The 26,064-nt window shown below is 68.1% G+C and carries 25 protein-coding genes and 2 tRNA genes; 12 read left to right on the top strand and 15 right to left on the bottom strand.

The features are described from left to right. Positions 1 to 41: 41 nt before the first annotated feature. From gyrA to ACFXHE_RS18790, 3 genes are all read left to right on the top strand, one after another. Positions 42 to 2,555 (top strand): DNA gyrase subunit A, encoded by a 2,514-nt coding sequence (gene gyrA / locus ACFXHE_RS18780; RefSeq protein WP_379384579.1) that lies wholly within the window; start codon positions 42 to 44, stop codon positions 2,553 to 2,555. Positions 2,556 to 2,600: 45 nt separating this feature from the next. Further along, positions 2,601 to 3,575: a DUF3566 domain-containing protein gene (locus ACFXHE_RS18785; RefSeq protein WP_379384581.1), complete on the top strand. Its 975-nt coding sequence runs from the start codon at positions 2,601 to 2,603 to the stop codon at positions 3,573 to 3,575. A 137-nt stretch (positions 3,576 to 3,712) separates the two neighbouring features. Further along, a tRNA-Ile gene (locus ACFXHE_RS18790) sits at positions 3,713 to 3,786 on the top strand. 139 nt (positions 3,787 to 3,925) lie between these two features. On the opposite strand, the gene ACFXHE_RS18795 is transcribed toward ACFXHE_RS18790, so the two are convergent. The 3 genes from ACFXHE_RS18795 to ACFXHE_RS18805 all read right to left on the bottom strand — a co-directional run bounded on the left by ACFXHE_RS18795 (position 3,926) and on the right by ACFXHE_RS18805 (position 5,229). Next, positions 3,926 to 3,998 (bottom strand) — tRNA-Ala (locus ACFXHE_RS18795). 50 nt (positions 3,999 to 4,048) lie between these two features. After that, positions 4,049 to 4,645 carry a MarR family winged helix-turn-helix transcriptional regulator gene (locus ACFXHE_RS18800; protein WP_379384583.1) on the bottom strand — a complete coding sequence of 199 codons (597 nt, stop codon included), beginning with the start codon at positions 4,643 to 4,645 and terminating at the stop codon, positions 4,049 to 4,051. Beyond that, positions 4,639 to 5,229 carry a protoglobin domain-containing protein gene (locus ACFXHE_RS18805; RefSeq protein ID WP_379384585.1) on the bottom strand — a complete coding sequence of 197 codons (591 nt, stop codon included), beginning with the start codon at positions 5,227 to 5,229 and terminating at the stop codon, positions 4,639 to 4,641. Before ACFXHE_RS18805 ends, ACFXHE_RS18800 begins: the two co-directional genes overlap by 7 nt. A gap of 61 nt (positions 5,230 to 5,290) precedes the next feature. Here ACFXHE_RS18805 and ACFXHE_RS18810 point away from each other — a divergent pair, with 61 nt between their 5' ends. From ACFXHE_RS18810 to ACFXHE_RS18825, 4 genes are all read left to right on the top strand, one after another. Next, positions 5,291 to 5,398 (top strand): DLW-39 family protein, encoded by a 108-nt coding sequence (locus ACFXHE_RS18810; protein ID WP_354848972.1) that lies wholly within the window; start codon positions 5,291 to 5,293, stop codon positions 5,396 to 5,398. 302 nt (positions 5,399 to 5,700) lie between these two features. After that, positions 5,701 to 6,726, top strand: a complete 1,026-nt coding sequence (locus tag ACFXHE_RS18815; protein ID WP_379384587.1) for an adenylate/guanylate cyclase domain-containing protein — start codon at positions 5,701 to 5,703, stop codon at positions 6,724 to 6,726. Positions 6,727 to 7,165: 439 nt separating this feature from the next. Next, on the top strand, positions 7,166 to 8,161 hold the full coding sequence (locus tag ACFXHE_RS18820; protein ID WP_379384589.1) for an ATP-binding cassette domain-containing protein: 996 nt from the start codon (positions 7,166 to 7,168) through the stop codon (positions 8,159 to 8,161). Next, a complete protein-coding gene (locus ACFXHE_RS18825; protein WP_379384591.1) occupies positions 8,158 to 9,000 on the top strand; it encodes an ABC transporter permease in 843 nt (280 codons plus the stop codon). The genes ACFXHE_RS18820 and ACFXHE_RS18825 overlap by 4 nt, the downstream gene beginning before the upstream one ends. A 25-nt stretch (positions 9,001 to 9,025) precedes the next feature. Here the strand turns inward: ACFXHE_RS18825 and ACFXHE_RS18830 are convergent, their stop codons facing one another. The 3 genes from ACFXHE_RS18830 to ACFXHE_RS18840 are packed head-to-tail and all read right to left on the bottom strand — an operon-like array spanning position 9,026 to position 11,387. Continuing rightward, positions 9,026 to 9,208 (bottom strand): hypothetical protein, encoded by a 183-nt coding sequence (locus ACFXHE_RS18830; protein ID WP_354847382.1) that lies wholly within the window; start codon positions 9,206 to 9,208, stop codon positions 9,026 to 9,028. 55 nt (positions 9,209 to 9,263) lie between these two features. Next, positions 9,264 to 11,102, bottom strand: coding sequence for a glutamine--fructose-6-phosphate transaminase (isomerizing) (gene glmS / locus ACFXHE_RS18835; protein ID WP_379384593.1), 1,839 nt, complete (start codon positions 11,100 to 11,102; stop codon positions 9,264 to 9,266). A 15-nt stretch (positions 11,103 to 11,117) separates the two neighbouring features. Then, the gene (locus ACFXHE_RS18840) at positions 11,118 to 11,387 is read right to left on the bottom strand and encodes a hypothetical protein (protein WP_354847388.1); all 270 of its coding nucleotides are present in this window, start codon (positions 11,385 to 11,387) and stop codon (positions 11,118 to 11,120) included. Positions 11,388 to 11,481: 94 nt separating this feature from the next. Here ACFXHE_RS18840 and ACFXHE_RS18845 point away from each other — a divergent pair, with 94 nt between their 5' ends. Together ACFXHE_RS18845 and ACFXHE_RS18850 are read left to right on the top strand one after the other, a co-directional pair. After that, a complete protein-coding gene (locus tag ACFXHE_RS18845; protein ID WP_379384595.1) occupies positions 11,482 to 12,060 on the top strand; it encodes a peptidylprolyl isomerase in 579 nt (192 codons plus the stop codon). 36 nt (positions 12,061 to 12,096) lie between these two features. Continuing rightward, a complete protein-coding gene (locus ACFXHE_RS18850; RefSeq protein WP_379384597.1) occupies positions 12,097 to 12,963 on the top strand; it encodes a rhomboid family intramembrane serine protease in 867 nt (288 codons plus the stop codon). On the opposite strand, the gene ACFXHE_RS18855 is transcribed toward ACFXHE_RS18850, so the two are convergent. Together ACFXHE_RS18855 and crgA are read right to left on the bottom strand one after the other, a co-directional pair. Then, positions 12,960 to 13,403: a PH domain-containing protein gene (locus ACFXHE_RS18855; RefSeq protein ID WP_379384599.1), complete on the bottom strand. Its 444-nt coding sequence runs from the start codon at positions 13,401 to 13,403 to the stop codon at positions 12,960 to 12,962. The genes ACFXHE_RS18850 and ACFXHE_RS18855 overlap by 4 nt on opposite strands. Before the next feature lie 86 nt (positions 13,404 to 13,489). Next, entirely contained in the window at positions 13,490 to 13,756 is a 267-nt protein-coding gene (crgA, locus tag ACFXHE_RS18860) for a cell division protein CrgA (RefSeq protein WP_040862582.1), read from the bottom strand. Between the two features lie 149 nt (positions 13,757 to 13,905). Between crgA and ACFXHE_RS18865 the strand changes: the two genes are divergently transcribed. The 3 genes from ACFXHE_RS18865 to ACFXHE_RS18875 are packed head-to-tail and all read left to right on the top strand — an operon-like array spanning position 13,906 to position 15,681. Continuing rightward, the gene (locus ACFXHE_RS18865; protein ID WP_354847397.1) at positions 13,906 to 14,547 is read left to right on the top strand and encodes an aminodeoxychorismate/anthranilate synthase component II; all 642 of its coding nucleotides are present in this window, start codon (positions 13,906 to 13,908) and stop codon (positions 14,545 to 14,547) included. Next, on the top strand, positions 14,544 to 15,227 hold the full coding sequence (locus ACFXHE_RS18870; protein ID WP_379384601.1) for a RibD family protein: 684 nt from the start codon (positions 14,544 to 14,546) through the stop codon (positions 15,225 to 15,227). The genes ACFXHE_RS18865 and ACFXHE_RS18870 overlap by 4 nt, the downstream gene beginning before the upstream one ends. Continuing rightward, positions 15,217 to 15,681: a dCMP deaminase gene (locus ACFXHE_RS18875; RefSeq protein ID WP_379384603.1), complete on the top strand. Its 465-nt coding sequence runs from the start codon at positions 15,217 to 15,219 to the stop codon at positions 15,679 to 15,681. Before ACFXHE_RS18870 ends, ACFXHE_RS18875 begins: the two co-directional genes overlap by 11 nt. Positions 15,682 to 15,767: 86 nt before the next feature. Here ACFXHE_RS18875 and pknB read toward each other — a convergent pair whose 3' ends face one another. From pknB to ACFXHE_RS18910, 7 genes are all read right to left on the bottom strand, one after another. Beyond that, positions 15,768 to 17,666: a Stk1 family PASTA domain-containing Ser/Thr kinase gene (pknB, locus tag ACFXHE_RS18880; protein WP_379384604.1), complete on the bottom strand. Its 1,899-nt coding sequence runs from the start codon at positions 17,664 to 17,666 to the stop codon at positions 15,768 to 15,770. Beyond that, entirely contained in the window at positions 17,663 to 19,264 is a 1,602-nt protein-coding gene (locus tag ACFXHE_RS18885; protein ID WP_379384606.1) for a protein kinase, read from the bottom strand. Before ACFXHE_RS18885 ends, pknB begins: the two co-directional genes overlap by 4 nt. 34 nt (positions 19,265 to 19,298) lie before the next feature. Continuing rightward, a complete protein-coding gene (locus ACFXHE_RS18890; RefSeq protein WP_379384608.1) occupies positions 19,299 to 20,774 on the bottom strand; it encodes a peptidoglycan D,D-transpeptidase FtsI family protein in 1,476 nt (491 codons plus the stop codon). Then, positions 20,771 to 22,237, bottom strand: coding sequence for an FtsW/RodA/SpoVE family cell cycle protein (locus tag ACFXHE_RS18895; protein ID WP_379384609.1), 1,467 nt, complete (start codon positions 22,235 to 22,237; stop codon positions 20,771 to 20,773). Before ACFXHE_RS18895 ends, ACFXHE_RS18890 begins: the two co-directional genes overlap by 4 nt. After that, complete coding sequence (locus ACFXHE_RS18900) at positions 22,237 to 23,745, bottom strand: PP2C family protein-serine/threonine phosphatase (protein ID WP_379384611.1); 1,509 nt, start codon at positions 23,743 to 23,745, stop codon at positions 22,237 to 22,239. Before ACFXHE_RS18900 ends, ACFXHE_RS18895 begins: the two co-directional genes overlap by 1 nt. Next, positions 23,742 to 24,209, bottom strand: a complete 468-nt coding sequence (locus tag ACFXHE_RS18905; RefSeq protein WP_040862589.1) for an FHA domain-containing protein — start codon at positions 24,207 to 24,209, stop codon at positions 23,742 to 23,744. Before ACFXHE_RS18905 ends, ACFXHE_RS18900 begins: the two co-directional genes overlap by 4 nt. Before the next feature lie 208 nt (positions 24,210 to 24,417). Next, positions 24,418 to 25,827, bottom strand: a complete 1,410-nt coding sequence (locus ACFXHE_RS18910; RefSeq protein ID WP_379384613.1) for a DUF3662 and FHA domain-containing protein — start codon at positions 25,825 to 25,827, stop codon at positions 24,418 to 24,420. Positions 25,828 to 26,064: the final 237 nt, after the last annotated feature.

Consider the following 26,064-nt stretch of genomic DNA (forward strand, 5'->3'; position numbering starts at 1 on the left):
CGCCGCGAGGACCACCCCTACTTCTGACGGAGACCTGATTCATGACTGAGACTTCGCTTCCGCCCTCGGGTGGCGACCGCATCGAGCCGGTCGACATCCAGCAGGAGATGCAGAACTCCTACATCGACTACGCCATGAGCGTGATCGTGGGCCGCGCGCTGCCGGAGGTGCGCGACGGCCTGAAGCCGGTGCACCGCCGGATCCTGTACGCGATGTACGACAACGGGTATCGGCCCGACCGCGGCTACGTGAAGTCCGCGCGCCCGGTCGCCGACACCATGGGTAACTACCACCCGCACGGTGACACCGCGATCTACGACACCCTGGTGCGCATGGCGCAGCCGTGGGCGCTGCGCTACCCGCTGGTCGACGGCCAGGGCAACTTCGGTTCCCGCGGCAACGACGGCGCGGCCGCCATGCGTTACACGGAGTGCCGCCTGACGCCGCTGGCGATGGAGATGCTGCGCGAGATCGACCATGAGACGGTCGATTTCATCCCGAACTACGACGGTAAGACGCAGGAGCCGACCGTTCTGCCGAGCCGGGTGCCCGCCCTGCTCATGAACGGCTCGAACGGCATCGCCGTCGGCATGGCGACGAACATTCCGCCGCACAACCTGAACGAGCTGGCCGAGGCCATCTACTGGGCGCTGGACAACCATGACGCCGACGAGGAGACCACCCTCGCGGCGTGCATCGAGCGCGTGAAGGGCCCGGACTTCCCGACCGCCGGCCTGATCGTGGGCACCCAGGGCATCATCGACGCCTACACCACCGGTCGCGGTTCGGTCCGCATGCGCGGTGTGGTGGAGATCGAGGAGGACAACCGGGGTCGCACCACGATCGTCATCACCGAGCTGCCGTACCAGGTCAATACCGACAACTTCATCAACGCCATCGCCGAGCAGGTGAAGGACGGCAAGATCGCGGGTGTCTCCGACATCCACGACGAGTCGTCCGACCGTGTCGGTCTGCGCATCGTCATCACGGTGAAGCGCGACGCCATCGCCAAGGTGGTGCTGAACAACCTGTACAAGCACACCCAGTTGCAGACCTCCTTCGGCTGCAACATGCTCTCGATCGTCGACAAGGTGCCACGCACGCTGCGCCTGGATCAGATGATCCGGCTGTATGTGAACCACCAGTTGGAAGTGATCATCCGGCGCACCAGGTACCTGCTGCGCAAGGCCGAGGAACGCGCGCACATCCTGCGCGGTCTGGTGAAGGCGCTCGACCAGCTGGACGCCGTGATCGCATTGATCCGCCGCTCGGCCGACACCGAGACCGCGCGCACCGGCCTGATGCAGTTGCTGGAGATCGACGAGATCCAGGCGACCGCCATCCTCGATATGCAGCTGCGCCGCCTGTCGGCCCTGGAGCGTCAGAAGATCCTCGACGAGTTGGCCAAGATCGAGGCCGAGATCGCGGACCTCAACGACATCCTGGCCAAGCCGGAGCGCCAGCGCGCCATCGTCCGTGACGAATTGGCCGAGATCGTCGACAAGTACGGCGACGAGCGCCGCACCAAGATCATCGCGGCCGACGGCGATGTGCAGGACGAGGATCTGATCGCCCGCGAGGACGTGGTCGTGACGATCACCGAGACCGGCTACGCCAAGCGCACCAAGACCGACCTCTACCGTTCGCAGAAGCGCGGCGGCAAGGGCGTGCAGGGCGCGGGTCTCAAGCAGGACGACATCGTCAAGCACTTCTTCGTCACCTCCACCCACGACTGGCTGCTGTTCTTCACCAACAAGGGCCGGGTGTACCGGGCCAAGGCGTACGAGCTGCCCGAGGCCAACCGCACCGCGCGCGGCCAGCACGTGGCGAACCTGCTCGCCTTCCAGCCGGACGAGAAGATCGCCCAGGTCATTCAGCTCAAGTCCTACGAGGACGCGCCCTATCTGGTGCTGGCCACCCGCAAGGGTCTGGTCAAGAAGTCCAAGCTGACGGACTTCGATTCCAACCGGACCGGCGGCATCGTGGCGGTGAATCTGCGCGATGAGGACGAATTGGTCGGTGCGGCACTGTGTTCGGCGGACGACGATCTGCTGCTGGTGTCGGCGCACGGCCAGTCCATCCGCTTCAATGCCAATGACGAGGTGCTGCGCCCGATGGGCCGGGCCACCTCCGGCGTGCAGGGCATGCGCTTCAATGCCGACGATGAACTGTTGTCGCTCAACGTGGTTCGCGACGCGGAGGGCATCTATCTGCTTGTCGCGACGGCGGGTGGGTACTCCAAGCGCACGGCCATCGACGAGTACACGGCGCAGGGTCGCGGCGGCAAGGGTGTGCTGACGATCCAGTACGACGAGAAGCGTGGCAATCTGGTCGGTGCGCTCATCGTCAATGATGATGATGAGCTGTATGCGATCACCTCCGGTGGCGGTGTCATTCGCACCGCGGCGAACCAGGTTCGCAAGGCCGGTCGCCAAACCAAGGGTGTGCGGTTGATGAACCTGGGCGAGGGCGATATTTTGCTCGCGATCGCCCGGAACGCGGATGAGCCCGACCAGGTTGCCGAAGATGACACCAGCGGTTCGGCGAAGCAGTAGTTTCACCACAGCAGCGGCGGCACAAACGGATCGAAGGATTCACCATTGACCACGAATCAGCCGAATGACCAGCGCGGTCATGCCAATGGCGTGACCGAGAGAATCGCCCCGTCCCCGATTCCGCCGCGGCCTATTCCGCGGACCGGCGGGAATGACGGCGGTGCGCCGCAATCACCCGAATTGTCGGACCAGTCCGGCGATTTCGGGCCGGAAGGTAACAATTCGGCAGACGCCGCGGCACCGGAGGCCGCGGACGCCCAGGGCGGTTCGCCCTTCCAGGAAGGCTGGTCGCAGCTGCCGCAGCGGGAGCCGCAGTCCAACCTGTACCGCCCGGGCCAGGCCCCGACGCCGGGCAGCACCGCCAGCCTCAAGGGCGGCGGTCTGCAAGGCGGCGGTCTGCAGGGTGGTGGCCTCAACGCCGGCGTCTCCAATGCCCGCACCACCGCCGACCTGGCGGCCAAGGCGGCGCGCAAGGAGGCGGCCATGGTGAAGTCCGTCGGCATCGACGGACCGACCCGCAGCATCGCCCGCCCGGAACTGGTCAAGGATCTGCCGGATCTGTCCGAGCTGCGGCACCCGCTGCCGCCGCCGGAGCCGATCGCGCCGGCCGGTCCGGTCTCGCCGTCCGCCCCCGCGGCGGTGGCGCAGGCCGCGGCCACCGGTGAGCCGCTGCGCGCCACCGTGCAGCTGCGCCACATCGACCCGTGGTCCACGCTGAAGGTCTCGCTGGTGATCAGCGTGGCCATGTTCTTCGTGTGGATGCTGGCGGTCGGCCTGCTGTACCTGGTGCTCGAGGGCATGGGTGTGTGGGAGCGCCTGAACTCCACCTTCACCGACATGGTCTCGGACAACTCCAGCTCGGCGCTCATCGACGCGGGCACGGTCTTCGGCTACGCCGGTGTGATCGGTCTCATCAATGTGGTGCTGCTGACGGCGCTGTCCACGGTCGGCGTCTTCGTCTACAACCAGTGCACCGATCTGGTCGGCGGCATCCAGGTCACCCTGGCCGATCCCGACTAGAAACCGCTGTTTCGATCCGCCGCTACGGCCGGTCCGTCCTGCCCTTTGCAGGGCGCTGACCGGCCGTTTTGGTTATCGGCGCTCCGGTACGGTAATCTTCTGCCTCGTTCGAGTGACACACTTCGAACACCCACTCAGGGCCTATAGCTCAGGCGGTTAGAGCGCTTCGCTGATAACGAAGAGGTCGGAGGTTCAAGTCCTCCTAGGCCCACTCGAAAGATCGAAAACGCCTTCCGGGAATCCCGGGAGGCTTTTTTCATTTCACGATTCGGCCACTGCGGCATCGGGATACGACACGCACGGAATACGAAAAAGCCGCAGGTTGCGAGGCAACCTGCGGCTTTCTTTTGTGGAGCCTAGGGGAATCGAACCCCTAACCCCTGCCTTGCAAAGGCAGTGCTCTGCCAATTGAGCTAAGGCCCCAGACCTGCACGAAGGTACATGTCGGAGTTGGCCCAGGTCAAACCCCGTGCTCAGTCGCCCGCCGGTTGATGCTCGGGGCAGTTGACGCGGAGGTCACGCGGGGGGAGCGGCTGCTGGAGCAGGTCGCAGCGGGGCGTGCCCGCATCGCCCGGGCGGTAGAAGTGGCAGGTGGTGCAGGTGCGGGCCACCTGCACCACTCCGGCCCGGAGCAGCCCGGCGATCAGGTCGAGCAGGGTGCGGAGGGCCTGATCCTGTTGTGCGCCGGGCAGATCCGCGACGCAGGCGCGCAACACGTCGTCCGCGGCGCGGATCTCGGCGGCCAGTTCGGCGCCGTCGGGGGTGAGGACGATGGCGCTGCGCCGGCGATCGCCCGGGGCGGGCTGCCGGGCCACGTGACCCTTGCGTTCCAGCGCCAGCAGCGAATCCGACACGGTGGGCTGGCTGACCCCGAGTTCGGCGGCCAGCAGCCCGGTGAGGGGTTCCGGCGGCGGGCCGTCGGCGAGGGTGCGCAGTAGTTCGAGTTGCAGGGGCGTCAGGCCGGTGCGGGAGGCGATGGCCTGACGGTGGGTGCGGACGCCGCGGGCGATCCGGTCCAGTGCCGCGACCACCTTGTCCGCGACCTCGTTGTCGTCTCCCGCATTCACCACAGGTCAGGACTGTACGGCCTGGCCCACAGCACCGCCGACAGGGTGATCGCCTTGAACCAGGCGTGATACATGACATCGACCTCGGCGGCGGGTGCGCCGGTCGCGCCCAGGAAGTCGCGGACCGTCACGGTGATCGGCACGATGAGCGCGAGCAGATGCCGCAGGGGGATGTGGGTGGCGGGCGAGTCCACCCCATCGGTGCGGTTCTTGCCGGAGGTGTGGTGGCGGCGCGCGATCTCCTCTTGGTAGGCCAGCCAGTTCGCGTCGTACTCGCGGGTGCACACATCGGCGATCCACTGCCCGAACCGGGCTCGCACGGCGGCCAGGTAGGCCGGATCGGGTTGCCCGTCGGCGCCGGCGAAGGTGGCGACCAGATGGCTGTTCGCGCCGACGAATCCGTACCAGACGTCGAGGATTCGATCGGTCTGCGGCACCAGGATCTCCCCGGCGCGCCGCAGGGCCGCGGCATCCTCGGCGCTCCACAGCAGCGATCGCTGGAGTTCGGCGAGCTCGTCCGGCGAGATCGGGGAGGACGTGAGATTCGGGCTGTCGTAGGTGTATCCGGCGGGGGCTGGGATCGTCATGCCGAGAACCATAGGAGTCCTATGTTTGTTCGTCAAGACTCCGCCACGTAGGGTGGGAGACATGAAATTCGTCCTCACCCTCGTTGTGATCGCCGCCGTTGTCTTCGGAATCAGCAAGCTGCGTCAGCGCAATGACGCCGACCTCTGGCACGAGGTCACCACTCGCTGAAAACCGCTGACGGTGTGCTGATTTCGTCAACCTGATGACGAAATCGGCACACCGTTCGCTGGTTTCCCAAGCCGGCCACCGAAAGACACACCCGCGCAGGCGATCTGGCGGCGGCTCCCCGCACATCGCACGCTGGCCACCGTCGGACAGGATCCGCACAGTGGTGGTCCTGCCCGCGCCGTTCGGTCCGGGCAGCCGCGGTTTCACGCGGTGGCGGGGCGGTGGAACCGATCGGGAGGTTCGGGGCTGTGACACGAAACAAGCCTGGGTTTTCCGGTCGATTCACGCCGTAAGGTCGAAGTATGGCGCCCACTGAGATGTCCGAACTGGTGCAGTCCGTGGTGGAGCCCTATCTGCTCAGCGGGCCGCGCAAGTACAACCGGCACCAGGTGTCGGACCTGACCGGGCTGCCCAACAGCGTCACCCGGCGGCTGTGGGTGGCGCTCGGTTTCCCGGCCGACCCGGACGACGAGGCCGTGGAGTACGGCGACTCCGATGTCGAGGCCGCCCGGACCTTCGCCAAACTGCACGTGCTGGCCTCCGCGGACGTGCACCGGCAGACCACCGCGGCGCGCACGCTGGGCCGGTCCATGGCCCGGCTGGCCGAGTGGCAGGTCGATCTGGTGACCGAGGAGATCCTGGATCGCCTCGCCGCCATCACCCGCGAGCGGCCGGACATCGATCCGACGGAGGCCGCGCGCATCGCCACCGACGAGGTGGTCACCGAGTTCGAGACATTGCAGCGCTATGCCTTCCGCCGGCACCTGGACGCCGCGCTGGCGCGGTCGCTGGACGGGGGAGCGGTGGCCGGGGACACGCTGCGCGAACTGGCCGTCGGATTCGCCGACATGGTCGGTTACACCCGCCTGACCCGGCACCTGGAGGCCGATGAGCTGTCGGCGCTGCTGGAGGCCTTCGAGACGGCCACCAGCAATGCGATCGTGGCCAACGGTGGCTGGGTGATCAAGAACGTCGGTGACGAAGTCATGTTCGCGGCGAACACCGCCGCCGAGGGCGCGCGCATCGCGCTGGCCGTGCAGGAGGCCGCCATTGCCTCGCACGGCGTCACCCAGGAACTGCGGGTGGGGCTGGCCTACGGCGAGGTCCTGCAACGCTTCGGCGACCTCTACGGCTCGGTGGTGAATACCGCCGCGCGGCTCACCGGTGTGGCCCGGCCGGGCACGGTGCTGGTCGACGACGGCGCGGCGGCGGCGATCGAGACCGACCCGGAATTCATGCTGCGGCATCTGGCCACGGTGCGGGTGAAGGGCATCAACCGGTTGTACGGGCATGTGCTGCGCCGCAATGAGATTCGGCCATTGGTCTGAGCGATTCCGCTGCCGGACGGTGATTCCGCCGCCGCGCGAACCTACTCCGGGAATAGGGGCGGGCCTCGGCGAAGGGGGGGAGTTAGCCGAGGCCCGCGTAAGGTCGGCCCGGGGGGGAGGGGCCGACGGGAACGATCCTACGCGACGAATTCGGATTGTGTGGCTATCGGGGGCCCGCGTTCCAAGTTTTTTTTCGCGGAAAAAGTGTCGTACCCGGGTGAGACCATGGCGGCGTGACCGAAATGCGCTCTTCGCCGAAATCGATTCGAGTAGTGCACTACTCGCGATCGTGGCCGGTGTGCGGGCGGATCATCGAATCGGTCGCATCCCGTACCGGCAACCCCGAGCACCGCCGGACCCCCAACGGGATGCGGCCTCTTTGGTGTAATGGCAGTCAAGAGTCGTTGCGGCAGTCCCACCACGAGACACCAGGAGAATCATGCCCGACGCGATAGTCGCCGAGGGTCTGGTCAAGAGGTACGGCCATCTGGTCGCCCTCGACGGCCTGGACCTGTCCGTTCCCGAAGGCACCGTGACCGCCTTGCTCGGCCCCAACGGCGCGGGCAAGACCACCACCGTGCGCGTGCTCACCACCCTGCTGATCCCGGACGCGGGCCACGCCACCGTCGCCGGGGTGGACGTGCTGAAGGATCCGCAGCTGCTGCGCTCCCGTATCGGCACCTCCGGCCAGTACGCGGCCGTCGACGAATACCTCACCGGCTTCGAGAATCTGGAGATGGTGGGGCGGCTGTACCACATGGGCGTGCAGCGCAGTAAGGAGCGCGCCCGCGAGCTGCTGGACCGCTTCCGGCTCGCCGACGCGGCCGACCGGCCGGTGAAGGGCTACTCCGGCGGCATGCGGCGGCGGCTCGACCTGGCCGGCGCGCTGGTGGCGAATCCGCCGGTGCTGTTCCTGGACGAACCCACCACCGGCCTGGATCCCCGTGCGCGCCTGGATCTCTGGGATGTCATCGAGGAGCTGGTGGCGGGCGGCACCACGCTGCTGCTGACCACCCAGCACCTGGAGGAGGCCGACCGGCTGGCCGATTCCATCGCCGTCATCGACCACGGCCGGGTCATCGCCAAGGGCACCTCCGACGAACTCAAGGCCAAGGTGGGCGGCGACCGCATCGAGCTCGTCGTCGACCATGCCGACAATCTGGCCATCGCACAGCAGGCGCTGGAAGGCTTGGCGCACGGGGAGATTCGCCTCGAACCCGGCCTGCGACGCATCATCGTGCCGGTCGAGGACGGCTCGCAGGCCCTGGTGGACGCCATCGGGCAACTCACGAAACATGAAGTGCGCATTCATGATGTGGGTCTGCGCCGACCCTCGCTGGATGACGTGTTCCTGTCGCTGACCGGGCACCAGGCCGAGGAGCTGGTCAACGGAAAACGTTCCGCCGACGAGAACACGGGGGGTGGTGCCCGATGAGCGCCATCCTCGCCGTCGCCGGGAAGCCCTCGCTCGCACAGCGACTCGCCATGGTCGTCAGCGACAGCCTGACCATCACCAAGCGCAATGTCATCAAGATTCGGCGCGTGCCGGACGTGCTGGTCTTCTCGACCTTGGCGCCGATCATGTTCGTGCTGTTGTTCGCCTACGTCTTCGGCTCGGCGATCACCGTGCAGGGCACGTCCTACCGGGAATTCCTGATCGCCGGCATCTTCGCCCAGACCGTGGTGTTCGGGGCCACCTATACCGGTCTGAGCCTGGCCGAGGACATGCAGAAGGGCATCATCGACCGCTTCCGCTCGCTGCCCATGGCGCCGTCCGCGGTGCTGATCGGCCGCACCGTGGCGGACATGGTGATGAATGTGGTCAGCCTGATCGTCATGTCGCTGACCGGCCTGGTGGTGGGATGGCGGATCCGCGGTTCGTTCCTCGACGCCGTGCTCGCGTATGTCCTGCTGCTGTTGTTCGCCTACGCGATGTCGTGGATCCTGGCCACGATCGGCCTGATCGTGCGGGCTCCGGAGGTGTACAACAATGCCAACTTCATGGTGATCTTCCCGCTCACCTTCATTGCCAACACCTTCGTGCCCACCGCCAACCTGCCCACGGTGCTTCGTGTTGTGGCGGAGTGGAATCCGGTGTCGGCGGTGACGCAGGCGACCCGCGACCTGTTCGGCAACACCAGCCCGATGGGGCTGAGCGCGGATGTCTGGCCCATGCGGCACCCGGTCGCGACCACCCTGATGTGGGTCGTGGTGATTCTCGCGATCTTCGTGCCGCTGGCGCTGAATCAGTACAAACGGTCGGTGAGCCGCTGACCCGTCGGCCGATGCCGCCGACCCGTCAGTGGGTCGGAGTCAGGTCCGGAGTCGGCGCCGAGCCGTTGCGCGAGTAGCCCAGGCGCGGCGGCTCCGCGGCCGGCGCCTGCGGCTGCGGGCGCTTGCTCACGAAGAACGCGATGACGCCGCCCGCAATCGCGACGAGGGCGGCCACAATGACCTTGTTACGAACGCTCCCCAGCTCCATCCGACCATGCTGGCACAGCAATGGAATTCGTGCACGAACGGGGGAGCGAACGCGGTTACTCGACGGTAACGCTCTTGGCCAGATTGCGGGGCTTGTCCACGTCCCGGCCCAGCGCCATGGCCGTGTGATAGGCCAGCAGCTGCAGCGGGATGGTCAGGATGATCGCGTCCAGCTCCGGGCACACCGCCGGGACCCGGATCACCGCGTCCGCCAGGCCGTCCGGCAGATCGGTGTTGGTGACCGCGATGACCGGCCCGCCGCGCGCCTTGATCTGCTCGATGGTGGTGATGTTCTTGGCCAGCAGCTCGTCGCCGGGGACCAGCACGATGCTCGGCATCTCCGGATCGATCAGCGCCAGCGGGCCGTGCTTGAGCTCGGAGCCCTGGTACGCCTCGGCGTGAATGTAGGAGATTTCCTTGAGCTTCTGCGCGCCCTCGCGCGCCACCGGCCAGGCGCGCACCCGGCCGATGAAGAACATGCTGCGCGCCTTGGCGAATCGGGACGCGATATCGGCGATCTCCTCGTCGGCGGCCAGCACCGCGTCGATCGCGTCGGGCAGCGCGCGCAGTCCGCTGACGATGCGCTCACCGCCGGCCGCGGACAGATCCCGCACCCGGCCCAGCAGCAGCGCCAGCATGGCGAACGACACCGTCATATTGGTGAGCGCCTTGGTGGAGGCCACCGACACCTCCGGGCCCGCGTGCAGGAACACGCCCGCACCGCACTCCCGGGCGATGGCGCTGCCGACCACGTTCACCGCGCCGATCACCCGGCCGCCCTTGCGCTGCAATTCCTGAACGGCCGCAAGGGTATCCAGGGTCTCGCCGGACTGGCTGATGGCCACGTACAGGGCGTCCGGGTCCACTACCGGATTGCGGTAGCGGAACTCCGAGGCGGGCTCGGCGGTGGCCGGAATCCGGGCCAGCTCCTCGACCAGCTGCGCGCCCAGCTGGCCCGCGTAGTAGGCCGAGCCGCAGCCCAGGAACACCACCTTGCTGATGCCGCGCAGCTCGCGCGCGTCCATATTGAGGCCACCCAGGTGGGCGGTGGCGAATCGTTCGTCCAGGCGGCCGCGGAGCGCCCGGCGCACGGCGTCGGGCTGTTCGGCCATTTCCTTGCGCATGAAGTCCGGGTACCCGCCCAGCGCGTAGTCCTCGGCCGCCATGTCGATGGTGGTGGGGATCTTGTCGGTGCGGCGCGCCTCGAGACCGAGTGTGCTGGTGCGGAATTCGCCCGCGCGCACGGTGGCCAGCTCGCCGTCGTCGAGGAACACCACGCGCTGGGTGTGGTGCACCAGGGCGGCCACATCGGAGGCCACGAACATCTCACCGTCGCCGACGCCGAGCACGATGGGGGAGCCGTTGCGGGCCACCACCAGCTCGTCGGGCCGGCGGGCGTCGAGCACCAGCAGGCCGTAGGTGCCCTCGACCCGGTGCAGCGCGGTGCGGACCGCGTCCTCGAGCGTTTCGGCCCCGTCCAGGGCGGCGGCCACCAGGTGCGCGATGGCCTCGGTATCGGTGTCGGAGAGGAATTCCACCCCGTCGGCGGTCAGCGCGGCGCGCAGTTCCTCGGCGTTCTCCACAATGCCGTTGTGCACGACCGCGATCCGGCCGGAGCCGTCGGTGTGCGGGTGCGCGTTCGCGTCGGAGGGCTCGCCGTGGGTGGCCCAGCGGGTGTGCGCGATGCCCACATTGCCGCGCAGCCGGGCGCCCTCGGCGTCGGCCCGGTCGCGCAGGTCCTGGACCCGGCCCTGGGTCTTGGTGACCCGGAGCCGGCCGCGGTGCGGCACGGCCAGTCCCGCGGAGTCGTAGCCCCGGTACTCGAGCCGGTGCAGGCCCTCCAGCAGGACCGGGACGGCCTCGCGGTGGCCGATGTAACCGACGATTCCACACATTGCGCGACGGACTCCTCACCCGTAGACGATGCGACGCAGTTGTCGCTCGGTGAAGTCGGGGGCGGCCACCGGGCGCTGCGCGAGCTCCGCCGCCAGGCGCTGCCAGATCTCGGCATTGCGGACCTGACGGCCCTGCAGTTCGGCATGTCTGCGGCGCACGAACTGCTCGGCGGTCTCGTCGAAGTATCCGACGACGTCGGCGACCACGCGGGCCGCGACGGCGGGCGGCAGGCCGGTGGAGGCCGCTACATGGCGCACCAGATCGACCGGAACCCCGTCATTCACCCGACAGAACTTGCCATGCCGCGGCCCTTTCCGCCACTTTTGTGCCCGGATTCGGGCAGGGAATCACATGTCCAGGTCATTCTCCGAGTAAAAAATGTGCCGATTCCGGGCGCGTTCCGGCCCTGCGCCTAGGCTGGCGGGCGTGACCTCACCGAATCAGACCGCTGTGGCGACGCTGCACACCAGCCACGGTGACATCAAGATCTCGCTCTTCGGTAACCACGCCCCCGCCACGGTCCGCAACTTCCTCGGCCTGGCCGACGGTTCCGCGCGGTACACCACGAAGAACGCCTCCGGCACCGACTCCGGACCGTTCTACGACGGCGCGATCTTCCACCGCGTGATCGACGGATTCGTGATTCAGGGCGGCGACCCCACCGGCACCGGCCGCGGCGGTCCCGGTTACGAGTTCAAGGACGAATTCCACCCGGAACTGCGGTTCACCCGCGGCTATCTGCTGGCCATGGCCAATGCCGGGCCGGGCACCAACGGCTCCCAGTTCTTCATCACCCTGGGCCCGCAGCCGGGCCTGAACCGCAAGCACACCATCTTCGGTGAGGTCCTCGACCCCGAATCCCGCAAGGTGGTCGACGCCATCGCCGGCCTGCCGACCGATGACGACGACCGTCCCCGGGACGGCGACGTCGTGATCAACAGCATCACCATCTCCTGACACGGCCGAATCAGGCCAGAGCCGAAGAGAATTCACATGCAACCCCAGCCGCCCGCGCCGACCTGCTACCGCCACCCCGACCGGCCCACCGGTCTGGCCTGCACCCGGTGCGGGCGCTCGGCCTGTCCCGAATGCCTCACCCCGGCCGCGGTCGGACAGCACTGCGTGGAGTGTGTCCAGCAGGGCCGCAACGATGTCCGGCCGGTCCGCAATGCCGCCGGGACAGCGGTGTCGCGGATACCCAACCCGTACGTCACCTACTCGCTGATCGCGATCAATGTGATCGTCTACGCGGCCACCGCGCTCCAGGCCCACAGCCTGATGGACAACCAGCGGTCGCGGCTGTTCTACGACTGGGTGCTGGTGCCCGCCTTCGTCGGTGACGGCGGCTGGGTGCGGGTGCTGGGTTCGGGCTTCCTGCACTACGGGCCGATTCACCTGCTGGCCAATATGTTCGCGCTCTACGTGCTCGGCCCGTACTGCGAAGTGGCGCTGGGCCGTGGGCGATTCGTGGCCGTCTACCTGGCCTCGCTGCTCGGCGGTTCGGCGGCGGTGACCGCGCTGTCGGATCCGCTCACCGCCTCGGCGGGCGCGTCGGGCGCGATCTTCGGCATCTTCGGCGCGGTGGCCGTGATCATGCTGCGCACCCGGCAGAACCTCACCCAGATCGCGGTGCTGCTGGTGATCAACCTGATCATCACCTTCTCGGTGCCCGGCATCTCGATCTGGGCGCACCTGGGCGGACTGCTGGCGGGCACGGTCGCCACCACCGGCATCCTCTACGTGCCGCGCTGGCTGGGGATTCGGGAGACCCGCACGGCGCTGAACATCGGCTGGGCGGCGGTGGCGATGGTGGCGCTGCTCGCGGTGCTGGCGACGGTGCTGGCCGTGCCGAGCCTCTAGCGCGCCAGGTGGATACGCAGTACCTCGAGGACATCCTCGGGGTGCGCGCCCAGATCCCAGCGGCCCAGGATCAGCAGCTTCTCCTCGCCGTGGTGATCCACATCCATCTCCAGCATGGGCATCCGCCGGCCGAGTCGCCGGTAGTACACCACGCGGATGCGCGGGATCTGCTGGGGCGTGTAGCGCTGCGGCCCGGTCAGGCCGCGCACCACGATATGCACAGGGTCACCGGGCTCGATCGCCAGGCGCGGCCGCTGCCGCAACCCCATGCCGGTGAGGAAGAGCAGTCCCAGCGCGGCGACTCCGATGAGCAGGCGGCCGGGAGCATCGTTCGTCACGAAGGCGGCCACGGCCAGCGCGATGCCGCCGACGCCGCAGGCCGCGAGCGCGGCCGGGGGTGTGGACCAGGCGAGATGGGAGGAGGGATCGGGGGCTGTCACTGTCCCCACTCCCTCCTCGAGTTGTCCACAGGCTCATCCACAGGTGTGTATGAATAACAATGGTGTAAGCCACACATGTGCTGGACTCAGCGCCAGCGCATGGTCATGATCAGGCCGACGACCATCAGGCCGAACCCGATCAGGAAGTTCCACGCGCCCAGGTCGCTCATCCAGCCGATGTGCTCGTTCGCCAGGTAGTAGACGAGCAGCCAGGCCAGGCCGGCCAGCATGAAGCCCAGCATAATGGCGACGTACCAGACCGGCGACGGACCTGCCGATTTCACGCGTACGGGCGTGCGGCTGGCCGGGTTGATCGTGTAGTCGGTCTTCTTCCGGACCTTTGACTTAGGCATGACGTCCTCGTATTCGGCGTTCTGTCTGCATAGACATTATCCCGGCAACCCTGTGGAAAGTGTCGTTGGGGAGTGCCCGGTCGATTGTGGCGACACGGTTCGGCGGTATTGCATGCGACGGCGCGCGTCGCGCCAACTACTCTCGAATCATGCGTGTACTGGTCGTCGACAACTACGACAGCTTCGTGTTCAACCTGGTTCAGTATCTCGGACAGCTGGGTGTGGATGCCGAGGTCTGGCGCAACGACGATGATCGGCTCGCGGACGTGGACAAGGTTGTGCAGGACTACGACGGGGTGCTGATCAGCCCCGGGCCCGGCACCCCCGATCGCGCCGGCGCCAGCATCGCCCTGGTGCACGCCGCCGCCCGGCACGCCACTCCGCTGCTCGGCGTCTGCCTGGGTCATCAGGCCATCGGAGAAGCGTTCGGCGCCACCGTGACCCGTGCCCCCGAACTGTTGCACGGCAAGACCAGCGAGGTCTTCCACATCGGCGCGGGCGTGCTGGCCGGTCTGCCGGATCCGTTCATCGCCACCCGCTACCACTCGCTGACCGTCCTCGAGGAGACCATGCCGCCGGAGCTGGAGGTGCTGGGCCGCACCGAATCCGGCATCGTCATGGCTCTGCGGCATCGCGATCTGCCCATCCACGGTGTGCAGTTCCATCCCGAATCCGTGCTCACCCAGGGCGGGCACCGCATGCTCGCCAACTGGCTGGGCGTGTGCGGCGAGCGGCCGGCGGAGGGACTGGTGCAGACCCTGGAGGCGGAGGTCGCGGCACTCGCGTCATGAGGCCACACGTCATGCTGTCGGTGGCCGTCAGCATCGACGGTTATATCGACGACACCGGACCCGACCGGCTGCTGCTGTCCAACGCAGCCGATTTCGATCGGGTGGACGCGCTGCGCGCGGACTCCGATGCCATCCTGATCGGCGCGGAAACCCTGCGGCGCGACAATCCCCGGCTGCTGGTCAACAGTGCGGATCGGCGCCTGCATCGGGTCGCCGCGGGCAAGCCGGAGTATCCGGTGCGCGTGATCGTCACCGCCGGTGGCGATCTCGACCCGGAACTGCGGTTCTGGCACTGCGGCGGCGAAAGACTGGTCTACACCACCGATTCCGGGGCCACCCGCATCGGTGACCGTTTGGCCGGGCTGGCTGAGGTCGTCTCCCTCGGCTTGTTGATCGAATTCGATGCCCTGCTCGATGACCTGGGCAAACGCGGCCTGGAGCGGCTCATGGTCGAGGGCGGCGGTGCCATTCACACCGGCTTCCTGTCCGCCGGTCTGGCCGACGAGATCTGGATGGCCGTGGCGCCGGTCGTGGTCGGGGATCCGGCTGCCCCGCGCTTTCTCGGGCCCGCCGCCTTCCCGGGCGGCCCCGATCACCGCATGCAGCTGGCCGATGTGGGCCGGATCGGCGATATCGCGCTGCTGCGCTATCTGCCGAAGGAGGATTCCGATGTCGGGTGATGAGGCACGGCTGGATCGCGGGTGGATGCGGCACGCCATCGGCCTGGCGCGGTTGTGCTCGCACAGCGACACCGCCTTCGCGGTGGGCGCGGTGATCGTGGGCGCGGACGGGGTGGAGATCGCGCACGGGTGGTCGCGGGAGACCGACGACAAGGTGCACGCCGAGGAGTCGGCGCTGAACAAGCTGGAGCCGGACGATCCGCGGCTGCCGTCGTCCACGCTGTACAGCACGCTGGAACCGTGCTCGCAGCGGGCGAGCCAGGACCGGCTGCCCTGTACGGATCGCATTCTCCGGGCCGGCATCCGGCGCGTGGTCATCGCCTGGCGGGAGCCCGGCACCTTCGTGGACAACTGCGTCGGGGTGGAGAAGCTGCGCGAGCACGGCGTCGAGGTGATCGAGCTGCCGGATCTGGCCGAAGAGGCCATGTCGATGAACCGTCATCTGCGACTGTAGGTTTCGCGCGCCGAAGGTTTCACATGAAACAAAGGGGGTTCGCGGACAGTCCGCGAACCCCCTCTGTTCTCACAGTGGAATCGACATCACGGCGGGCCGAGCGAGAGCACGCCGGTCGTGATGGTCACCGTCTGGCTCTTGCCCAGCGGCGAGCCCGCGGTCGGCTGCTGGGCCAGGATGCGCCCGACCTCACCCGCGTTCAGGGTGCTCATGTTGTTCTGGCTGACCTGCCCGTTCCAGCCCTTCTGCCGCAGCATGTCCACGGCCTGGGCCGGGGTCATGCCGCGCAGGTCGGGCATGGTCAGCTGGTCGCCGCTGGAGACCTGCACGGTGATGCTGGAACCCTTGTCGGCCTGGGTGCCCGCGGGCGGATTGGTGGCGATGACCGTGCCCTTGGGCTGGTTGTTCGGCACCTCCTGCACGGTCACCTTGAAACCGGCGGTGTCCGACAGCGTCGACTGCGCGACATCGATGGACTGGCCGACCACGTCGGGCACCCGCACCTTGTCCGGGCCGGAGCCGAGGGTGATGGTGACCTGCCCGTCGGAGTCGATCTTCTGCCCCGCGTCGGGGGTCTGCCCGACGATCTTGTCCTTGTCCTCGGTGCTGGACGCTTCCCGCTTCACATCCGGATTCAGCCGCAGCCCCTGGGAATTCAGCTGCTGTTCGGCCTGCTGCTGGGTGAGCCCGGCCAGTTTCGGCACCGGCACCTGCTGCGGGCCGGCCGACACCTGCAGGGTGACGGTGCTGCCCTTGTCGACCCGCGAACCGCCCAGCGGCTGGGTGGCGATCACATTGCCCTGCGCCACCTTGGGATCGTTCTTCTGCTGGATGGCGACCGTGAAACCGGCTCGCTCCAGATCCCGTTGCGCCAGTTGGTAGTTCTGATTGGCCACATCCGGCACCGCGACCTGATCCGGATGCGAGCCGGGTCCGATCAGCATCCACAGCAGCCCGCCGACCGCGGCGATCGCCGCCACCGCGAGCACGGTGATCAGCGCCGTGCGCCGGCGCGGGCTCGCCTCGACGATCTCCTGCTCGGTGGTGTCGTCACGGCGTTCGACGGTGCGGTAGCTGCGCGGCGGTGGCAGTTCGTCGTCGAAGCTGCGGTCCTCGTCGGTCATCACCATGGGCGCGGTGGGTTTCTGCCCGCCCAGCACCCGGATCAGGTCGGCGCGCATCTCGGCGGCGGTCTGGTACCGGTTGGCCGGGTTCTTGCTCATGGCCTTGAGCACGACCGAGTCGAGTTCGCGCGGCACGCCCGGATGCACCTGCGACGGCAGCCGCGGATCCTCCCGGACGTGCTGGTAGGCCACCGCGACCGGCGAGTCGCCGGTGAAAGGCGGTTCGCCGGTGAGGATCTCGTAGAGCACACAGCCCACCGAGTACACGTCCGAGCGGGCGTCCACCTGTTCGCCGCGGGCCTGCTCGGGCGAGAGGTACTGGGCGGTGCCGATGACGGCGGCCGTCTGGGTCATGGGGTTGGAGCTGTCGGCGAGGGCCCGGGCGATGCCGAAGTCCATCACCTTCACCGCGCCGGCGCGGTTGATCATGATGTTGGCGGGCTTCATGTCCCGGTGCACGATGCCGTTGCGGTGCGAGAAGTCCAGCGCCGCACACACATCCGCGATGACCTCCATGGCGCGCCGGGGCGGCAGCGGGCCCTTGCCGCGCACCAGGTCGCGCAGCGTGTCGCCGTCGACGTACTCCATGACGATGTAGGGCAGCGGGCCGCCGTCCACCTCGGCCTCGCCGGTGTCGTACACCGCCACGATGGCCGGATGGTTGAGCGCCGCCGCGTTCTGCGCCTCCCGCTTGAAGCGCAGATAGAACGTGGGGTCGCGGGCCAGGTCGGCGCGCAGCACCTTGATGGCCACATCCCGGCCGAGCCGCAGATCCCGGGCCTTGTGGACCTCGGACATGCCACCGAACCCGATGATCTCGCCCAGCTCGTAGCGGGAGGAGAGGTTCTTCGGGGTCGTCATGGCAATCCTTGCTGCGGGACTGTGGATGAATAGGGGTCGGACTCGTAGACAGGACCGCGGTTACTGCCGGGACTTACTGCGCCGGGAGTCACCCCGCCGGGATTCCCGCCGCCGGGACTCACTCCGCCCGGATTCGCTGGCAATGATGGTATGTCGTTGTTCGGCCAGGGCCAGCGGCCGGTGGTGGTCGGCCGGGCCGAGGTGGTGGTCTTCGGCACGGTGGTGGTCGGCGGCGCGGTCGTGGTGGGCGGTGGCGTGGTCGTCGGCTCGGGTGTGGTGGTCGGCGGCGGCTCGTAGGTGGTCACCGCGGGCGGCGGCACCGGCCGTTCCCGGGTGGTCGTGGTCGGCGGGGGCGTGGTGGTGGTCGGCGCGATCACCGGGGGCGCCACCACCGCGCTGGTGCGGGCGGGCGGCGTGGAGTCGTGCGAGGCGCTGCTCATCAGCACGATGGCGGCGGCCGCGCCCAGAATGAGCGCGCCCACGCCGAGCCCGGCGATGGCCTTCTGGCCGGCGGTGAATCGCCCGGTTCCGGGGTCTTCGGCGCCGGTGACGGTCATCGGGCCCACCGGGGTACGCGGTCCGGGCATCACGGTGGTCGCGGAGGCGGGCGGCTCGGCGACGCCGCGCATGGGCGGCGGCGGCGCGTACCGGCTGGTGGCCTGGTCGGCCCGGGCGCCCGGAATGATCATGGTCGGTCCGGGCGGCAGCACCCGGGTGGCGCCGGTCATCGACGACACGGCCGGAATGCCGCCGGGCGGCGTGGGCCGGCGACCCGAGCGCACCGCGGCCACCGCGTCGGCGAACTCGCCGCCATTGGTGTAGCGCTGGCCCGGATCCTTGGCCATGGTGATCTCGATGAGCTCCCGCACATTCGGCGGCAGATCGGCGGGCAGCGGCGGCGGGGCCTCCCGCACGTGCTTCATGGCCACGGTCAGCGCGCCGTCACCGGTGAACGGCCGGGCGCCCGAGAATGCCTCGTAACCGACCACGCCCAGGGAGTACACGTCGGAGGCGGCGGTGGCGTCCTCGCCGGTGGCCTGCTCCGGCGCGATGTACTGGGCGGTGCCCATCACCATGCCGGTCTTGGTGACCGGGGAGGCGTCCACCGCCTTGGCGATGCCGAAGTCGGTGATCTTCACCTGACCGGTCGGAGTGACGAGGATATTGCCCGGCTTCACATCCCGGTGCACCACGCCCGCCAGGTGCGCGACCTGGAGCGCGCGCCCGGTCTGCTCGAGCATGTCCAGACCCTGCGCCACCGAGAGCCGGTTCAATCGCGACAGCACCGCGTTGAGCGGTTCACCCTGCACGTACTCCATCACCAGGTAGGCGATTTCACCGCCCGACCCGTCCTGCGTCTCGCCGTAGTCGTAGATGCTCGCGATGCCCGGGTGGTTCAGCTGCGCGGTGGTCCGCGCCTCGGTACGGAAGCGCTGCCGGAAGGTCGGATCGGCGGAGAACTCCGCCTTCAGCACCTTCACGGCGACCCGGCGGTCCAGCCGGGTGTCCAGCGCTTCCCAGACCTGACCCATGCCGCCGGTCGCGATCAGCCGCTGCAGCCGGTACCGGTCCGCGATCATCGCACCGTTGTTCAGCATTCGTGACCCTGTCTACCTTGCACTTTCATATCGTTCAGCCCCCCAGTCCGGCATCCAGCACCGCTCGCGCGATCGGGGCGGCCACGGAGCCGCCGGTGGCCGCCAGTGCCCGGTCGCCGCCGTTCTCGACGATCACCGCGATCGCGATCTTCGGGTTCTGCGCCGGCGCGAAGGCGATGTACCAGGCGTGCGGCGGCGTGTTGCGCGGATCGTTGCCGTGCTCGGCCGTGCCGGTCTTCGACGCGATCTGATACGAGCGCGGCTGCGTCCCTCCCTGCGTGTTCTTCTCCGACTCCAGCATCAGATTGGTGATCTGGGTGGCCACCTGCGGTGTCACCGCCTGGCCCACCGAGGTCGGCTTGGTGGTCTCCAGCGTGCTCAGATCGGGCGCCTGCAGCTGATCCACCAGATACGGCTTCATTCGCACGCCGCCATTGGCGATGGTGGCCGCGATGACCGCATTGTCCAGCGGGGTGAGCGCGACGTCGCGCTGGCCGATACTGGACTGGGCCATGGCCGCATTGTCGGGAATCGTTCCGACGGTACTGTCCGCCCAGGGGATCGGAATATTGGGGTGCTGGGTTCCGATTCCGAACGCGCTGGCCTCGTCCTTGAGTTTCGCGGCTCCGACCTTCATACCGAGCTCGGCGAAGGCGGTGTTACAGGAGTACTTGAAAGCGTCGGTGAGAGAAGCGGTTTGGGCGTCGCCGGGACCGCAGTGGCTGCCGTTGTAGTTCTCCAGCGTGGTGGTGGTGTCGGGCAGCGTGATCCGCGGCGCCGCGGTGAACTGATCGTCGGGCTTGGCGATGCCGTTGGACAGCGCGGCCGCGGTCACGATCACCTTGAAGGTGGAGCCCGGCGGATAGGTCTGCGAGACAGCGCGATTCAGCATCGGCTGGCGCGGATCCTGCTGCAGCTGCTCCCAGGTCTTCTGGGTGGCGGCGCCGTCGTGCCCGGCCAGCAGGTTCGGGTCGTAGGACGGCGTGGAGACCATGGTCAGGATGCGGCCGGTGCTGGGCTCGACGGCCACGACCGAACCGGTCAGGTTCTTGGCGGTGAGCTGGTCGTAGGCGACCTTCTGCATGACCGGGTTGAGCGTGGTCACCACATTGCCGCCGCGCGGATCCCGGCCGGAGATCATGTCGATGAGCCGGCGCCCGAACAGGCTGTTGTCGGAGCCGTTGAGCACCGAGTCCTCGGCGTGCTCGAGCTGGTTGCTGCCGTACTGCATCGAGTAGTAGCCGGTGGCGGGCGCGTAGGCCAGCGGATCGGTCGGGTAGGTGCGCAGGTACTTGTAGCGGTCGTCGGTGGCGACCGACGAGGCCAGCACCGTGCCCGCCGCGGAGATCTGGCCGCGCTGACGCGCGTATTCGTCCAGCAGGACTCGCACATTGCGCGGATCGTTGCGCAGGCTGTCGGCCTTGAACACCTGCACATAGGTGGCATTGGCGAGCAGCGCGACGATCATCACCATGACCGCCAGTGCCACCCGGCGCAGAGGCGTGTTCACGCGCCACCCCCCTCGACCTTGCGCAACAGTTGAGTCGACGCGTCCGCGATCGGCTCCGCCCGCTTCCGGGCGGGCGCCGGCCGGCGGGCGGCGTCGGACACCTTGATCAGCAGGCCCAGCAGCACATAGTTGGCGAGCAGGGACGAACCGCCGTAGGACATGTACGGCGTGGTGAGACCGGTCAGCGGAATCAGCTTGGTGACCCCGCCGACCACCACGAACACCTGGATGGCGATCGTGAAGGACAGGCCCGCGGCCAGCAGCTTGCCGAAGCTGTCGCGAATGGCCAGCGCGGTGCGGATCCCGCGAATGGCGAACACGCAGAACAGCATCAGGATGGCGGTCAGCCCGATCAGGCCGAGCTCCTCCCCGATGGCGGAGATGATGAAGTCGGTCTTGGCGAACGGTACCTGCGAGGGCCGCCCGCTGCCCAGCCCGGTCCCGGCCAGTCCGCCGGTGGCCAGCCCGAACAGCGACTGCGAGATCTGGTAGCCGGTATTGGAGTAGTCGGCGAAGGGATGCAGCCAGGTCGAGAACCGCACCCGCACATGCCCGAAGGCGAAGTAGGCGAACACGACCCCGATGGTCAGCAGCACCAGCCCGACCGCCACCCAGCCCACCCGCTCGGTCGCGATGTAGAGCATGCACAGCACGGTGGCGAAGATGAGCAGCGAGGTGCCCAGATCCTTCTCCACCACCAGCACACCCACCGACAGCACCCAGACCAGCAGGATCGGGCCCATGTCGCGCATGCGCGGCAGCTCCATGCCGAACACGTGCTTGCCCGCGCCGGTGAACAGGTCGCGCTTGGACACCAGCACACCGGCGAAGAACACGATCAGCGCGATCTTGGCGAACTCACCGGGCTGAACACTGAAGCCCGGCAGGCGAATCCAGATCTTCGCGCCGTTCACCTGCGAGTACCGGTCCGGCAGCACCGCGGGCAGGGCGAGGGCGATGACCCCGATCAGGCCGAGGGTATAGGCGTAGCGGGCCAGGCTGCGGTAGTCATGCAGCGCGAGCAGCAACCCCGTGAAAACCACCATCCCCAGCCCCGTCCACAGCACCTGCTGGTTGGCGTCGGGGGAGGGGATGGGCAGGGAGGCGAACGCGGCGTCCTGTGCCTGCGCCAGGTCGATGCGGTGGATCACCACCAGGCCCAACCCGTTCAGCAGCGCCACGATCGGTAGTAGGACCGGATCCGCGAAGGCCGCGAACCGCCGCACCGCCAGATGCGCGACGCCGAACAATGCCATGTACGCGGCACCGAGTTTGGCGATCTCCCAGGTGATCGCCTGCTCCTGACTGGCCTCCACCAGCACCAGCGACACCGTCGTGATGACGGCCGCCAGCCCCAGCAGCAGCAACTCGACATTGCGCCGGGTGGCGGGCGGCGGCGCAGGAGCGAATCCGCCCGGTGGACTGGGAAAAGCCCCAGTGGACGGCGGTGCCGGTGCGGACATCAGTCCGCCGTCCTGCAGTTCTGCCCCGGAGTCTGCGGTGCCGTGGTGGTGGTGACAGGAGCGGTCGGCTGGTCGGTCTTGCGGGGTTCCAGCGGGTGGTTCTCGCCGGTGCGCTCACCGCCGGTGAGGTTGCCGGGCGCGGCCGGAGCGGCCGGCGTGGTGGTGACGGGTGTGCCCGGCTGGTTGGGGTCGGCGGGCGGCGGGACCGGCGTGGTCGACGGAGTGACCGGCGCCTGCTGCTGCTTCTCGCACGGGGGCAGCAGTTCGCCCTGCACCAGGTTCCGGATCTGCTTGACGGCGTCGTCGCGGGAACCGGGCGGCAGGCCCTTGTCGACCGAATCGCGGCCGCTGGGGCGGAGATCGTTGCGGGTCAGCTGGGCACAGCCGGAGGGAAACTTGTCGCCGGGCGCGGTCAGCGTCAATTCGCCGCCGCGCGTGACGCAGCCGACCTGGTCCACACCGCGGATGGAGTAGCCCAGCACCGAACCGGGCAGGCCGCGCAGCACGACCACCTTCTCGCCGTCCACGCCGACGTAGTAGTTGCTGCGAATCATGTTGTAGCCCACGGTGAGTCCCGCGCCCACCGCCACCAGCAGAGCCAGCGACAGCGCCAGCCAGCGCAGCTTGTGGCTCTTCTTGGGCGGTTCGGGTTCGGGCTGCGGCACCGCGCGGCGCGGTGTGGCGCGCGGCGGGCGCATGGCGGCGGCCCGGCCGGCGGCGGTGTTCGGCGGGGGAGTGTCCTCGTCCTCGCCGGAGGCCGCGCCCGCCACGATCGGGTGGCTCTGGCCGTAGTCCAGGTCGATGACGTCGGCGACCACCACGGTCACGTTGTCGGGACCGCCACTGCGCAACGCCAATTCGATGAGCCGGTCCGCCGACTCGTCGGTGGTGCCCTCGCGCAGCGTGTTGGCGATGGTCTCGTCGCTCACCACGTCCGAGAGGCCGTCCGAGCAGAGCAGATAGCGATCCCCGGCACGCGCCTCCCGCACCACCAGGGTGGGGTCGATCTCGTTGCCGGTGAGCGCCCGCATGATCAGCGAGCGCTGGGGATGAGTGTGGGCCTGCTCCGGGGTGATCCGCCCCTCGTCCACCAGCGACTGCACGAAGGTGTCGTCACGGGTGATCTGGGCCAGCTCACCGCCTCTGAGCATGTAGGCGCGGGAGTCGCCGATGTGCGCGAGGCCGAGTTTGCGTCCGGCGAACAGGATGGCGGTGAGCGTGGTGCCCATGCCGTCGAGTTCCGGCTCCTCCTCGACCTGGTCGGCGATGGCCGCATTGCCTTCGTGCACAGCACGATTCAGCTTGCCGAGCAGATCGTCGCCGGGCTCGTCGTCGTCCAGATGCGCCAGGGCGGCGATCATCAGCTGCGAGGCGACCTCACCGGCGGCGTGGCCGCCCATGCCGTCCGCCAGTGCGAGCAATCGCGCACCTGCGTAGACGGAATCCTCGTTGTTGGCTCGGACGAGACCACGGTCGCTGCGCGCTGCGTAGCGGAGAACAAGTGTCACGATCGCAGCTCGATCACTGTCTTGCCGACACGGACAGGGGTGCCGAGTGGAACTCGGACCGGAGTGGTGACCTTCGACCGGTCGAGGTAGGTCCCGTTGGTGGAACCGAGATCCTCGACGTACCAGTCCTCACCGCGCGGAGACAGTCGCGCGTGGCGGGTGGAGGCATAGTCGTCGGTGAGAACCAGTGTGGAGTCGTCGGCCCGCCCGATCAGCACCGGCTGTGTGCCGAGCGAGATGCGGGTGCCGGCGAGAGAACCCTGAGTCACCACGAGATATTTGGCGCCCTTCTGGCCCCGGCGAAATGATGGGAGCACCGCGGAACCGCCTGCGGCCCGAGGCGCGACCCGGAGGCCGGAAGCCGCGTAGATATCGCTGCGCAGGGTCCGGAGCACCGCCCACACGAACAGCCACAACAACAGCAGGAACCCCGCACGGGTCAATTGCAGGATCAATCCCTGCACGGTGCTCCACCTCCTGTTCGACCGTGTCGTAAGTACGGGGCAGTTACGGAGGTGTGGCTCCGTGACCCCCAACCGGTGTGTTGCTGGTCAGCGCGGCCAGAGTCCGCCGCGAGCATTGGCAGCATCATAGGGCCGTCGACCGGTTGCGATCACGATACGACCGAGGAATTCCCAGCCATATCGTGACCTGCACCGCGAGCTTACGGGATCAGACGATCCGGATCAGGATCTCGGAATGTCCGGCGCGGATGACATCCCCGTCGGCGAGCTGCCAATCCTGGACGGGAGACCCGTTGACCAGCGTGCCATTGGTCGAACCGAGGTCCGAGAGCATCGCGGTCTGGCCGTCCCAGCGAACCTCGATGTGGCGCCGGGAAACTCCCGTATCCGGCAACCGGAAGTGCGCGTCCTGCCCGCGGCCGATGATGTTGCTGCCCTCGCGCAACTGGTAGGTGCGGCCGGAGCCGTCGTCCAGTTGCAGCGTGGCCGAGTAGCCCGAGCCGGCGCGCGCCGGCGCCGCGCCGTAGCCGGCCTGCTGCTGGCCGTAGCCCTGCTGCTGCCCGTACGCCTGCTCGTCGCCGTAGCCGGCCTGCTCCTGGTACTGGTCGTAGCCCTGCTGGCCGTAGCCCTGCTGCTGCCCGTACCCCTGCTCGGCGTAGCCCTGCTGACCGTAGCCGCCCTGGTCGTAGCCCTGCTGGCCGTAGCCCTGCTGCTGGCCGTAGCCCTGCTCGGCGTAGCCCTGCTGCTGACCGTAGCCGCCGCCCTGCTCGCTGTAGGCCTGGTCGTAGCCGTGCTGCTGCTGGCCGTAGCCCTGGTCGGCGTAGCCCTGCTGGCCGTAGGCCTGCTCGGACTGGCCGTAGCCCTGCTGCTGGCCGTAGCCCTGCTCGGCGTAGCCGCCCTGCTGGCTGTAACCGCCGCCCTGCTGCTGGTTGTAGTCGTAGCCGTTCTGGTAGTCGCCGTAGGCCTGCTCGGACTGGCCGTAGCCGCCCTGCTCGTAGCCCTGCTGACCACCGCGGCCGTACTCGCCGTAACCCTGCTGACCTTGACGGCCCGCAGGCGGGGGCGCGTACCCGCGGTTCCGCGGATCGGACTCCGCGGGCTCACGGCTTGGGTCGTAGCCTGAGTTCTGCGTCATGGGGCCAGCTCCTGGTTGCGGGTTGGGTCGTTGTGGGCGTCCAGGTCCCGGTGACGGGCCTGCCCGCCCACCCGCGTCCGGATCGACCCGGCCGCGTGTCCTGAACTGTCCGGTGTGCAGCGTAGGGGATGCCTCGAACTCCACGTGTACTTCACCGTAGGTCTGCCACCCTTGCTCGCGGATGTAGTCCTGCAGATGCTTGGCGAAAGCACGCTTGGTGAGCTCGTAATCCTGCGTGGCGAGATCGCGATCCGGCTGTCCCTCGCCCTGGACGAGGTGCCGTAGATCCGACTCGTTGACGGTGATGGCATAGCTGTTCGGAGCCAGCAGATGCCCACCACCGAGATCCTGGACGTGGTCGGCGGCCTCGCGCTGCAGTGCGGCCTCGACCTCCTGGGGCACGACGCTCCCGCCGAAGGCGCGGGCGAAGACATCGCCGACAGCCCCCTGGAGACGGCGCTCGAATCGGGAAACAATTCCCATGCCCCCTCCCTTCTCGGGTCCTGCCGCTCCGGTGCGGGAGCGTGCGTCGTGTCATCTGTCCGATCGGCGTGACGTGCGCGATGCGTCCTTGAATAGCAACACGCGGACATGGCGTGTCGCCGCAAGGACACGGTGATTGCATGATATCCACGATCGTCCACACCTGTAACTCTTGGCGGCGAGCCGAGGTTCCCGGGTTGAACGCGGATCGTGATCGCCCCGCCGCACCCCCGATAA

This window comes from Nocardia sp. NPDC059229, assembly GCF_042754165.1.
In the GTDB taxonomy this organism is placed as follows: domain Bacteria; phylum Actinomycetota; class Actinomycetes; order Mycobacteriales; family Mycobacteriaceae; genus Nocardia.

Coding starts and splice junctions, on each gene's coding strand:
- gyrA (WP_379384579.1), top strand. CDS start 42: ATGACTGAGACTTCGCTTCCGCCCTCGGGTGGCGACCGCATCGAGCCG.
- ACFXHE_RS18805 (WP_379384585.1), bottom strand. CDS start 5,229: ATGACGATCCCAGCCCCCGCCGGATACACCTACGACAGCCCGAATCTC.
- ACFXHE_RS18810 (WP_354848972.1), top strand. CDS start 5,291: ATGAAATTCGTCCTCACCCTCGTTGTGATCGCCGCCGTTGTCTTCGGA.
- ACFXHE_RS18815 (WP_379384587.1), top strand. CDS start 5,701: ATGGCGCCCACTGAGATGTCCGAACTGGTGCAGTCCGTGGTGGAGCCC.
- ACFXHE_RS18820 (WP_379384589.1), top strand. CDS start 7,166: ATGCCCGACGCGATAGTCGCCGAGGGTCTGGTCAAGAGGTACGGCCAT.
- ACFXHE_RS18825 (WP_379384591.1), top strand. CDS start 8,158: ATGAGCGCCATCCTCGCCGTCGCCGGGAAGCCCTCGCTCGCACAGCGA.
- ACFXHE_RS18830 (WP_354847382.1), bottom strand. CDS start 9,208: ATGGAGCTGGGGAGCGTTCGTAACAAGGTCATTGTGGCCGCCCTCGTC.
- glmS (WP_379384593.1), bottom strand. CDS start 11,102: ATGTGTGGAATCGTCGGTTACATCGGCCACCGCGAGGCCGTCCCGGTC.
- ACFXHE_RS18845 (WP_379384595.1), top strand. CDS start 11,482: ATGTGCCGATTCCGGGCGCGTTCCGGCCCTGCGCCTAGGCTGGCGGGC.
- ACFXHE_RS18850 (WP_379384597.1), top strand. CDS start 12,097: ATGCAACCCCAGCCGCCCGCGCCGACCTGCTACCGCCACCCCGACCGG.
- crgA (WP_040862582.1), bottom strand. CDS start 13,756: ATGCCTAAGTCAAAGGTCCGGAAGAAGACCGACTACACGATCAACCCG.
- ACFXHE_RS18865 (WP_354847397.1), top strand. CDS start 13,906: ATGCGTGTACTGGTCGTCGACAACTACGACAGCTTCGTGTTCAACCTG.
- ACFXHE_RS18870 (WP_379384601.1), top strand. CDS start 14,544: ATGAGGCCACACGTCATGCTGTCGGTGGCCGTCAGCATCGACGGTTAT.
- ACFXHE_RS18875 (WP_379384603.1), top strand. CDS start 15,217: ATGTCGGGTGATGAGGCACGGCTGGATCGCGGGTGGATGCGGCACGCC.
- pknB (WP_379384604.1), bottom strand. CDS start 17,666: ATGACGACCCCGAAGAACCTCTCCTCCCGCTACGAGCTGGGCGAGATC.
- ACFXHE_RS18885 (WP_379384606.1), bottom strand. CDS start 19,264: ATGCTGAACAACGGTGCGATGATCGCGGACCGGTACCGGCTGCAGCGG.
- ACFXHE_RS18895 (WP_379384609.1), bottom strand. CDS start 22,237: ATGTCCGCACCGGCACCGCCGTCCACTGGGGCTTTTCCCAGTCCACCG.
- ACFXHE_RS18910 (WP_379384613.1), bottom strand. CDS start 25,827: ATGGGAATTGTTTCCCGATTCGAGCGCCGTCTCCAGGGGGCTGTCGGC.